This window comes from Kamptonema animale CS-326, assembly GCF_028330895.1.
Classification (GTDB): Bacteria; Cyanobacteriota; Cyanobacteriia; order Cyanobacteriales; family Microcoleaceae; genus Kamptonema; species Kamptonema formosum.
The window spans coordinates 1-11284 of record NZ_JAQMUA010000492.1; the positions used below are offsets into that span (position 1 = coordinate 1).

At 42.3% G+C, this 11284-nt stretch carries 11 protein-coding genes; 5 read left to right on the plus strand and 6 right to left on the minus strand.

Going from position 1 to position 11284, the window contains the following annotated elements; translation table 11 throughout:
• Positions 1-148 precede the first annotated feature (148 nt).
• Positions 149-976, plus strand: a complete 828-nt coding sequence (locus tag PN499_RS28915; RefSeq protein ID WP_272037050.1) for an ABC transporter permease — start codon at positions 149-151, stop codon at positions 974-976.
• A gap of 97 nt (positions 977-1073) precedes the next feature.
• On the opposite strand, the gene PN499_RS28920 is transcribed toward PN499_RS28915, so the two are convergent.
• From PN499_RS28920 to PN499_RS28930, 3 genes are all read right to left on the minus strand, one after another.
• A complete protein-coding gene (locus PN499_RS28920; protein WP_272037031.1) occupies positions 1074-1727 on the minus strand; it encodes a Crp/Fnr family transcriptional regulator in 654 nt (217 codons plus the stop codon).
• A gap of 249 nt (positions 1728-1976) precedes the next feature.
• Entirely contained in the window at positions 1977-2288 is a 312-nt protein-coding gene (locus PN499_RS28925; protein ID WP_272037033.1) for a hypothetical protein, read from the minus strand.
• A 17-nt stretch (positions 2289-2305) separates the two neighbouring features.
• Complete coding sequence (locus tag PN499_RS28930) at positions 2306-2536, minus strand: hypothetical protein (RefSeq protein WP_272037035.1); 231 nt, start codon at positions 2534-2536, stop codon at positions 2306-2308.
• 274 nt (positions 2537-2810) lie between these two features.
• Between PN499_RS28930 and PN499_RS28935 the strand changes: the two genes are divergently transcribed.
• The 3 genes from PN499_RS28935 to PN499_RS28945 all read left to right on the plus strand — a co-directional run bounded on the left by PN499_RS28935 (position 2811) and on the right by PN499_RS28945 (position 6163).
• Positions 2811-3803, plus strand: coding sequence for a multicopper oxidase domain-containing protein (locus PN499_RS28935; RefSeq protein WP_272037037.1), 993 nt, complete (start codon positions 2811-2813; stop codon positions 3801-3803).
• A gap of 146 nt (positions 3804-3949) precedes the next feature.
• Entirely contained in the window at positions 3950-4975 is a 1026-nt protein-coding gene (locus tag PN499_RS28940; RefSeq protein ID WP_272037038.1) for a ComEA family DNA-binding protein, read from the plus strand.
• 204 nt (positions 4976-5179) lie between these two features.
• Positions 5180-6163, plus strand: a complete 984-nt coding sequence (locus tag PN499_RS28945; RefSeq protein ID WP_272037041.1) for an FTR1 family iron permease — start codon at positions 5180-5182, stop codon at positions 6161-6163.
• 101 nt (positions 6164-6264) lie between these two features.
• Here PN499_RS28945 and PN499_RS28950 read toward each other — a convergent pair whose 3' ends face one another.
• The 3 genes from PN499_RS28950 to coaE all read right to left on the minus strand — a co-directional run bounded on the left by PN499_RS28950 (position 6265) and on the right by coaE (position 8979).
• Entirely contained in the window at positions 6265-6897 is a 633-nt protein-coding gene (locus tag PN499_RS28950) for a ribonuclease H-like domain-containing protein (protein WP_272037043.1), read from the minus strand.
• Between the two features lie 117 nt (positions 6898-7014).
• Positions 7015-8043, minus strand: coding sequence for a homogentisate phytyltransferase (locus tag PN499_RS28955; protein ID WP_272037045.1), 1029 nt, complete (start codon positions 8041-8043; stop codon positions 7015-7017).
• A gap of 288 nt (positions 8044-8331) precedes the next feature.
• Positions 8332-8979: a dephospho-CoA kinase gene (gene coaE, locus PN499_RS28960; RefSeq protein WP_272037047.1), complete on the minus strand. Its 648-nt coding sequence runs from the start codon at positions 8977-8979 to the stop codon at positions 8332-8334.
• 255 nt (positions 8980-9234) lie between these two features.
• Between coaE and PN499_RS28965 the strand changes: the two genes are divergently transcribed.
• Positions 9235-11284: two-partner secretion domain-containing protein (locus PN499_RS28965; protein ID WP_272037048.1), on the plus strand; the 2050-nt coding region annotated here is incomplete at its 3' end.

Sequence of the window (11284 nt, forward strand, 5' to 3'; positions counted from 1 at the left end):
AAAAAACTGCTGGTTGAGCGAAAGTCGAAACCCGGTTTATGAGGTTTGGTGCATAAGTCCTGATAATCCTGCTTTGGCCGCTGCGCGATCGCTAAGCCAGTCGGTTTATACTCACAGCGGGTCAAAGACTAACGATGCCGTGAGTTTTTTGATTAAAATATCTTATAATTTTTCTGTCAAACAATTAATTCTAGTTGCCTTGATTCCGTTAGATTTCGCAGACTTGGCTTTGGCTTTGGGGATGGTGGCGATCGCGATCGCTCTTTCTGCTTGGCAAAATTTAGGATTAGAGTGGCAATTAGCGATCGCTGCTACCAGAACCGCTATCCAGTTAATTTTGGTAGGCTACGTCCTAGCAGTAGTCTTCGACCCCAATAGCAAAAATCCTTGGCTAGTCTTGGCAGTTTTAACAGTAATGCTGACTATTGCCAGCATCGTCGCCAGCAACCGGATTAGCAAGAAAATTCCTCGACTTTTACCTTTAGTTTGGGGTTCAATTTTCCTCAGTGCCACCCTGACATTAAGCTATACCAATTTTATTGTCATTCAGCCTCAAACTTGGTACGAGCCGCAATACTTGATTCCCTTAGCAGGAATTGTACTCGGAAATGCTATGAACGGAGCTGCGATCGCTGGAGAACGCCTAGTTAGTACAGTTAATGCTAGCCAGTTAGAAATTGAAACCCATTTGAGTTTAGGTGCAACACCGCAACAAGCTGTAGCACAATATCGCAAAGATGCAGTTAAAACTGGATTGATGCCTACTCTCAATACGATGATGGTAATTGGGGTTGTCACTTTACCAGGTACGATTACAGGACAATTGCTTGGGGGTATCCAGCCTCTTGATGCTGCTGCTTACCAGATTTTAATTATGTTTATGGTAGCATTAGCAAATATTACGACAGCCCTATTAGTTACTCAAGGTCTTTGTCAGCAGTTTTTTAATCGCGAAGCCCAATTGAGGCGATATTAACAGTTACTCCTCTTTTCTTTGAATCCGCGAAGGCGGACTTTGTTTGTGCGATCGCGTTGCTGCGCGATTTCCAATCGCGGGGAAAAGATAATTTTCTTTAAACTGCTTGTGGTTTTACCCCAAACAAATCAGATGCGATCGCAAAAGTATCATTAGCGAGAATCAAGTGGCGATCGCTATCTCGACTAATACACCCATTTTGCTGTAGCTTACCCAACATTCGCGTTACTGTCACCCGCGTCGTGCAAATAGCATTAGCAAGATCGTGATGCGTCAGCCGTATATTTAACCGACTCCCGCCAGCTACAGGTTGACCAAATTCTTGTTTCAGCAACAGCAATAACTGATATAGTCTATCTTCTACTCGCCGCTGTCCTGCGATCGCTAAAATCGCCTCCATTTGCCGCAACCTCCGCACTATTTGAGGCATCAAAGCGTGACATAGTTGAGGCGATGCTTCTACTTCTACCATAGAATAACAGATCGAGTAAGTATCTGATATCGCCGTAGCCCGATAAGTCTGCAAGGAAGTTAACCAAAGACCAAAGCACATTGAAGGCCCCACCCAACCTAAAAGTCCCTCTTCCCCCGTTGGATAAAGTGTACTTAGCTGCACTAAACCCTGACAAACTTGCCAAATCCCTTGGGAGACTAGAGGAATCTCTTCACCTTTGGGATAAAAATGCAGGGTGCGATCGAGGTCTGTGTTATCTCTGTTTACTTCTAAAACTGCTTTGGAAGTTGGAGGCATACCTAATTAATTCCAGGTAAACAATACTGGTTTGAGATATATCTCTTCAACTTTATACTATGAAGGTAAAGGATTCGTAATCATTAGGTTAGGGATAAGATAAGGTTTTCATAAGTACGCACCCAACCTCATAAACCGGGTTTCGACTTTCGCTCAACCAGCAGTTTTTTGACAAAAATACTTCGTCCTTATCCACAGATACTCTCAAAAACCCGGTTTCTGGGACGACCGGCGTAAGTCCTATAGATGCTAGATACAGGCAATATAGGGAGCAATATAACTCTGTCCACGTTGAATATAATAGGGTGAAAAAAGTTCTTCGTAATCTTGCTTGACAAGTTCCATTGCTGCTTCCATTCTTGCACGACATAACACTATAAATTGGGCAGTGGAAGAGGCATAGTATTTTAGTTCTGCACCAATAACATTATTTTTAAAAGCATCAAGATAAACTTGACGACTTTCTTCTAGAAATTTCTTAACTTCCGGATTGAAACTGATTATCCCCTTGCTAGGAAAATGCAATTGTTTTTCTTTGATAAATCCCATTACCATTTTCATACATTTGCGTGTTTGCTCTACCGATAAACTTTGCTCGTCTTGTCTGCGAAATCCCCATTGAGTACAGCCATTTGTGACTTCGAGTACCCGCAATCTGCAATTTTATCCAAGTCCTCTTGACTCAACCACGATAGCCGATCGACCTCTTCTTCAATTAGCTGCTGAAAATTTGTAAAATCTTCTTCAAAATATTCTTTTAGCTCTTTTATTTGAGTGAGTTGGTTCCAGTCTACTTTAAAGGGAATCATACTCTTTCTCTCCACTGTTAACAGCTTTTATTGGCGGCGTTACGTGAGAAGTGCATCAGTCCTAATTAATGCTTGAGATTGCTGAGCGACCGTCATAATGGCAGAACGGGTAATTACAGCCTTTATATAAAAAGTGAGTTATATAACATTATACTTTGTTTTCCAACAGTTCTAGCGATCGCCAACTACCAAATGAGAATATTTGACAATAAATCCTTAACCCTTTACAATTACTAAAGTTTGCATCTTAGGAAAATTTATCAACAAGGTCGGTATGTCGAATCACCCTGTCATAGGGAAAGCAGAACGTTGGAGTCGTCGCCAACTGCTACAACTCGGACTAGCGGGTGCTGGGGTAGCCAGTAGTGCGATCGCATTTCAAAACCTCACCCACAAAACCACGCCTGTAAGAGTCCCGCAACTCCCCACTGATACCGCAACCGCCACCAATCTTAATCCGATGGACATTGTGCGGAACTTTGACTATGGCACAGTCAAGCGAGAAAATGGTCGCACGGTGCGGGAATTTCGCATGGAGGCTAATAATTCCACGCTCCAGCTCAATAGTGCTGTAACTTTCAATACCTGGAATGTAAATAATCGCGTACCGGGGCCGACATTAAGAGCAACTCAAGGCGATCGCATCCGCGTCATTTTCTCGAACAAAGCAGGACATTCCCATTCACTGCATTTTCATGGTATCCATCCTACAGAAATGGATGGTGTCAAACCAGTGCGACACGGTTCCGCATTTATTTATGAATTTGATGCCGAACCCTATGGCGTTCACCTATATCATTGTCATATTACCCCCGTCACTCGCCATATTAGTAAAGGTTTATATGGAATGTTCATAATTGACCCTCCAAAACCTCGTCCTCCAGCAGATGAGTTAGTATTAATCATGGGAGGATATGACGTAAACGACGATCAAACTAATGAACTTTATGCTTTTAACGGTATACCCAATTATTACATGAGAAACCCAATTCCCATTTATAAAAACCAGCTCGTGCGGCTTTATGTACTGAATATGATCGAGTACAATTCAGCAGTAACTTTCCACCTGCACGCTAACTTTTTTAAAGTGTATAGAACCGGAATGACATTAACTCCCACTGAAGAAACGGACGTAATTACAATGGGTGTGGCTGAGCGTCACATTTTAGAATTTGCTTATCCCTATCCCGGTAAATATATGTTTCATCCTCATCAAGATGATATTGCCGAAGCTGGTTGTATGGGTTTATTTGAAGTAATTAGCTAAAGCACAACAGCAAAAAGTTAAAGAAAATCTTAAGTTAGTTCAAAGATTTTTCATTAGCTTGATAATAGATTCTATATGACTATTGCGAAATTTTATCGAAAAGGTAGAATAGCACATAGCACCATTTAAAAAAATTTGAGACTGCCATGATACCAGCATTTCGTCACTTGTCCATAGCCACCGCTACCGCTACTCTCCTAGCTTTTACTGGCTGTAGCCAAACGCCAACAGCCAGCAACACTGCAACATCCTCACCAGCCGCCACTTCTAGCGCCACAGAAGCAAGCAGCCACAGCATGAATCACAGTGGCAAGCCGCAGATTAACATCAACTCAGCAATTCTCTCAGAATTAGACAAATTAGAAGCAAAATTAGGGATTCCGGCACTTTCTAACAAAATTCAGGCAAGCCGTCCTTACGGTAGCACAGAGGAATTAGTCTCAAAAAAAGTCATAAATCAAGAGCAATTTGACCAAATAAAAGACATGGTGACAATTGAAGATATAGTTCTTACAGGCGTTGCCAAAGATATCGACTACATGACCAAATTAGGTTTAATGAAAGGTCATCTTTTAGTAGCAAAAGAACTCTTAGAGCAAGGCAAACCAGATCAGGCAGAACCTCACATTGGTCATCCAGTCGAAGAAATCTATGCCGATGTTGAAGATCAGCTCAACGAGCGCAAAGTTCCAGAATTTAAGAACACTCTAATTAAATTACAGGATTTAGTCAAAGCAGGCGCTAAAGATACCAACAAAGTGAATGCTGAATTTCAAACATCAATGCAGGCAGTTGATGGAGCCATCGCAGCTTTACCAGCTCAGCAGCGTCAAGACTCCAAATTTGTGCTGCCAGTAATTAACGGCTTGCTGGATACTGCCAACTCCGAATATGGAGCATCAATTGCCAATGGCAAGATTGCCGCAGTCATTGAATATCAAGACTCGCGAGGATTTATTGCCTATGCTGAAACTCTTTACCAAGATATAAAAGAACAAGTTGCCAAAGATAGCCCCAAAACCGATAAAGCAATTATCGCCACGATGGGAGAATTGAAGAAAGCTTGGCCGACTGTAATCGCGCCTTCTACCCCTGTTAAAACTACTGATGAAGTGACTCAACTAATCAAGACCATTGAGAAAGATAGCCAAGATTTTCTCAAGCAATCTTAAAGTATGGACACAACTAAAAGTAGGGTGGGTGCAAGCCGCCAAAAAGTTGGTAACTTATAGCTATAGATGGTTGTCGGCTTGCGCCCACCTTACAAGTTATTAGTTGTTAGTAGAGAATCGAATCAAAGACAACTAATCAAAAAAGAAAAACAGTTAGCACTAACAACCAACTACTAACAACCAACTACTAGCCACTAACCAAAAATGAACTTTAGCGAAGTATTACCAACATTTGTAATTACCTTGCGGGAAGGTGTCGAAGCCGCCTTAGTCGTAGGAATTGTACTAGCTTGCCTCAAAAAATCCGATCAAAGTCATCTCAATTCTTGGGTTTATGCAGGCGTGGCAGTTGGACTGATTGCCAGCGCTTTAGTAGGTGTATTATTTGGTTGGATAGTTCAAGCCTTTTCAAAGTCAGATCAGCCCTACGCACCAATAATGGAACCCCTGTTAGAAGCTGTATTTAGCATTGTGGCAATCGCAATGTTAAGCTGGATGCTTATTTGGATGACCAGGCACTCTCGATCTATGAAAGCTGAAGTTGAGGGGGCTGTGACTGCCACATTAAAACAAAGTTATGGTGCAGGTTGGGGCGTATTTAGCTTAATTTTGATCGCCGTCTTGCGTGAAGGATTTGAAACTGTTTTATTCATTGCGGCCAAATTTCAGCAAGGCTTAATGCCAACTTTGGGCGCTCTCGCTGGCTTGACTGTTGCGGCGGGAATTGGCGTACTTTTGTTTAAATGGGGCGTGAAAGTTAATATCCGCTTATTCTTTAAATATATGGGCATTCTATTGCTCTTAATAGTAGCGGGTTTAGTAGTATCAACTCTGGGACTTTTGGATATTGTAGTTAATACTTTAGCTCAGATGAATCGCCAATCAGCAGACCTTTGTTTTTATTACGAACGTTTTGCAAAAGTTCATTCTTGCATATTAGGGCCCATAGTTTGGAATACTACCAAAATATTACCTGAAGAGCAGTTTCCTGGGTTAGCGCTAAAAGCGCTATTTGGATATACTGATAGACTTTATTTAGTACAAGCTGTTAGCTATCTTCTATTTTTAGTTACCATCAGCCTGATTTATTTCCAAAGTTTAGGCGGGAAAGTATTTTTTCCAGTTAAAAATAGCCAGTCTGCTATAGTAGAAGACATAAGGCAGAAGGCAGAAGGTAGAAAGTCTTAACTATAAGAACTTACATAACGCCGCAATCCGGGTGGTCAATTACCACGCGGATGGCGACGTTAGGGTTAGATTATATCTGCATATTTCTTAACAGTCAATTATCAACCATTACCGTGATCGAAAATATCTTTGAATTGCAGTAAATCTAAGCTGACAATAACTGGTAAACACTGAAAACATTCTTGCGCCAGTTGCCAACGATCTTCTCGTTGTAGCATAGTAATTAACTTCTCTCTAGCACTTATTAAATAGCGCACATCATTAGCCGCGTAACGCAGTTGCTTTTCAGAAAGATTAGCCGCATTTCCCCAGTCCGAACTTTGGGAGGTTTTATCAAGTTCTACCTGTTCTAATTCCTGCACTAAATCTTTAAGACCATGTTTACCAGTGTAGGTTCTAGCAAGTTTACTAGCAATTTTAGAGCAGAAAACTGGTGCAACATGAATATCTAAATGATATTTCATAGTTGCCATGTCAAAGCGTGCGAAGTGAAAAATCTTGATAATATTGCTGGCTTCCATTAACTTTTTCAAGTTAGGCGCTTCTCTTTGACCTTTGGCAATTCGGACTACAGTTACAATACCTTCTGCGTCGCACAACTGAACTAAACACAAGCGATCGCGCCAAGGTAATAACCCCATTGTTTCCGTGTCAGCAGCAATTGCCTCTGCTGTCAAATAGTGGGATAATAGGGTATCGGGGAGGTCGCGATCGCAAACGTTAAAATCTGTCATTGGTAATTGGTAATTGGTAATTGTTAACTGTTAACTGTTAACTGTTAACTGGTGATTTTCCTTCTTCCTTCTTCCTTCTCTCCTAGATAACTAAATCCTTCTTCCTTCTTCCTTCGGCTATAGCAGACAGGCTGCGGGAAAAACTAGATATTCTAGAAAAAACAGTTTCCAAATAAATTGATAAAACTGCGCGATCGCAGCTTTATCTTGCAAATCTACTCTCATACTCCAAAACCACATTAAACCTAGTGCGGCTATATGAGTAATTCCCAGAAATAGCGAGTTAATATCTTTCAGCCATAAAGCACCAGCAATTGTCATCCCCATATAACAAAAGGTTAGCACCCACCGAGACAAGTTGAAAACAGCTTGTTTACCTAATTGGAGGGTAAAAGTTGTAATGTTATATTGGCGATCGCCTTCCATATCGGGAATGTCTTTGAAAATTGCGATCGCGAAGGTAAACACTAACACAAATAGCGTTAAAGCTAAAACTTCTGAGGGAAGGAAGAATGAAGAAGGAAAAAGGAAGAAGGAAGAAGGAAGAGAAAATAAGGTATAATCTTTCTTTCCCAATTCTAATAGCCATTGAAAATGCAAAAATAACCCTAAGTTAACGATTGCACCGCGAACACTAAAGATGCAAATTGCTGCCCAAAATGGAAAACGCTTTAACCGGATTGGAGGCAAAGAATAAGCCGTTCCTATAGCCAAACTGATGCCAACTGTCGCTAATAAAAAAGGCCCTTGAAACACAGAACAAAGGACTGCAATTACCCCAGCAATTGCTACAATTATTTGAGCCTGTTTCTGCGAAAACTCTCCCGCAGCTAAAGGCAAATGAGGTTTATTAATTTGGTCAATCTCAACGTCTTCGAGTTGGTTGAGTCCGACAATATAAATATTACCCCCAATACAGGCAATCCACGCTCCCAAGATCGCAACTAAATGAGAACTAGAAAAACCAGCAGGAGACTTCGCCAAGGCAATTAAATACAGTCCCAGTACGCTGAGGGTAGTACCGACGATCGTATGAGGACGAGAAAATTTCCAAAAAGAGTACCAAGGTGCAGTAGACTGCACAGCAGAGGTGTGAGAGGGTAGAGTTGGGTGTGAGTCAGACTTTTGCTCAAAAGTTTGTTTCATAATTTACCGCAATATAAAGATCGAAGTTAATTTTAATCCAATTCAGGTTATACCATATTTTGTACCATTATCAATCAAGGATTTCATTGCTGAGCGGAGGCGGGTTTTTTAATCTTTACTGCTCTCTTTAAAGCTGTTGGCAAACCCGCCTCTATAGGTTTTTGACAAGGAAGAAAGAGATGAGAGATAATTAACAACCAACAACTAACAACCAACAACCAACAACTAACAACTAACAACTAACAACTAACAACTAACAACTAACAATTACCAATTACCAATTACCAATTACCAATTACCAATTACCAAATCCACTTGTCTAAACAGCGATTCTAAGGTAGTTGAGTTATCCAAAATAACATCAGCTTGTTGACATTTTTCTACTAAAAGCATCTGGCTGTTAATTAGAGTTTGAGCGCGATCTAAGTTAATGCGATCGCGCTCAACCAAGCGTTCGAGTTGCTGAGAACGCGGACAATACACGACCCAAATTTCTGTAACCAAGTCAGTCATGTTAGCTTCAAAGAGGAGAGGTACAGCTAATACAATTCTTAACGGGCGAATGCTTTGGCGATTTTGCCCAGAAATACCGATTTTGATTTCCTGTAAGAGGCGATCGCGCACGTAAGGATGAATCTGCTTTTCCAACCAACGCAACTCTTCTGAGTTGTTAAAAACAATATTACCTAGCGATCGCCGATTGAGGCTACCATCAGGAAGTAATACCTCCCTCCCAAAGCGTTCTACTATTCGGGCTAAAATAGGTGTTTCTGGCAGCACAGCTTCACGGGCATAGATATCCGCATCCAAAATTGGCAATTGATAAGCATTAGCCAGATAATTAGATACAGTGGTTTTCCCAGTAGCGATGCCGCCAGTTAGACCAATCAGGCGTACTTCCTCGCCGATCCCAGTTTCTTTTTTTTCGACAATCATTGCCAATCTTTGGTATGTTAGTGTTACGATCGCATTTAGATTTTCGATTTGGGGCTGGCAGTGGAAACAAAGGATATTAGGGTGTTACCAGTGGTCTGCAATAGGAATTAGGCATAATTTGGGGTAACGCCACCGGGACGGCAGTACAAGCACCGCCTAGAAAACGGTGTAGCGTTACTGATGCTTAAGTCCTTTTTAATCTCAAAATCTCTCATCTCAATCCTATGATAGAGGTCAAGACCGAGGCAAAACCCTATGAAACCTCAACGTGCTATACGGTCGGTTCTCGCAGCACTTCCCCTTGCTGGAATTTGGATATTGGATTTCTCCCCTTCCTCGTTTTCCAGGCCAGAGAACTCGGCATTATTGGTAATTTTCCCACAATCTCTATCCGCCGTTGCCCAGCAACTTGTCCCAGCCCCTGATGGTACTGGTACTATAGTCGCCCCCAATGGCAACCGCTACGATATTAAAGGTGGTACTGTGTCGGGAGATGGCGCGAATCTCTTCCATAGTTTTACTCGGTTTGGTTTAGACTCCGGTCAAGCTGCCAATTTTTTGACTAATCCTGCCATTCGCAACATTTTAACTCGTGTGGTTGGCGGTGATGCTTCTGTAATTAATGGTCTGATATCTGTCACGGGCGGTAATTCCAATTTATACATTATGAATCCCGCCGGGATTATTTTTGGTGCGAATGCCAGATTGGACGTACCGGGGTCATTTATGGCGACTACTGCCAATGGGATTGGCTTTGATAACCGCTGGTTTAATGCTACAGGAATTAATGACTACACGGCATTAATTGGCACTCCCAATACTTTTAGTTTGGGCCAGGAAGCAGGGGCAATTGTCAATGCAGGTGAATTGACAGTTGGAGAAGGACAAAATTTAACATTGCTAGGCGATACGGTAATTAATACTGGAAAATTATCGGCACCAGGGGGACAAATTACTATTGCTGCTATCCCTGGAGAAAATGTGGTGCGGATAACTCAAGCCGGTCATTTACTGCAATTGGAAATTGCAGCAAATCAGTCAGGAATAGAAGCTAGAAATCCGGGATCTTCGTCACAAATTACACCCCTTGCTTTGCCTAGATTACTGACAGGTAGCACTATGAGAGATGCTACTGGTTTAGCTGTGAATTCTGAGGGTCAAATTGTGCTGACTGCTTCAGGGCAAACTATACCCTCAGCGGCCGGGACTGCGATCGCATCAGGTTCCTTGAATGTTTCCTCTGAAACTATGGGAGGAACAGTTAATGTTTTAGGCACGCGAGTGGGGTTATTAGGAGCAAATATTGACGCTTCCGGCTGGTTTGGTGGGGGAAATGTGCGAATTGGGGGAGATTTTCGGGGGATGGGAACAGTCCCGAATGCGACTGCTACTTATATCGATCGCAATACTGCGATCGCAGCAGATGCGATCTCAACTGGTAACGGCGGCCGTGTTATCGTCTGGGCCGACGCTACAGCAGGCTTTTTCGGTCGCATCACCGCTAGGGGAGGTGCGGGGGGATTTGTCGAAGTTTCGGGTAAAGAAAATCTGATTTTCGATGGAAGTGTTGATACTAGGGGGATGAGTGGTGCGGGTACTTTGTTACTTGACCCGACTAATATCAACATTGTGGATGGAGAACAGGGTGCAGATGATAGTGCGATTGCACAAGGTAGTATTTTCGCAGAAGACTCGACTACTAATACTAATTTTACAATCTCCAGAAAAGCTCTAGAAAATCTCTCCGCCACTGCTGATGTAGTATTGGAGGCAACTAACAACATCACTATAGCCCCCCTCGCTTCAGGTGAGTTGAAGCTTAAGGCAAGTACGGGTTCAGTTACTTTTACGGCTGACTCCGATCGCGACGCAGTGGGGTCATTTTCTATGAGTCCTAGCGACACGATTAGCACTGAGGGGGGAAGAATATCGATTTCTGGAACTGCGATCGCAGTGGGGAATATCATTACCAATGGTGGGGATATTAACCTCGCCAGCAGCATCGGACAAATCAATGCAGGTAATCTTTCCTCCTCTAATTTATCTGCTGTCGGTGGCAATATTACTCTCACTAGCGGCGGCAATATTGCGATCGCTTCTCTGTTATCTACAGGTAAAACTACGGGCGGAGATATTAGTTTAGACAGCAACGCCACAATTCGAGTAGAGGATTTGTCTGCATCTGGAAATACAGGCGGAAATGTTACTGCTACTGCCTTTGGTAATCTTGAAGTCGGTAAAGTGACTACGGAAGGTGATAGTAAAGGTGGAGATATTAACCTTACCAGTCGAACCAGTTCAATTA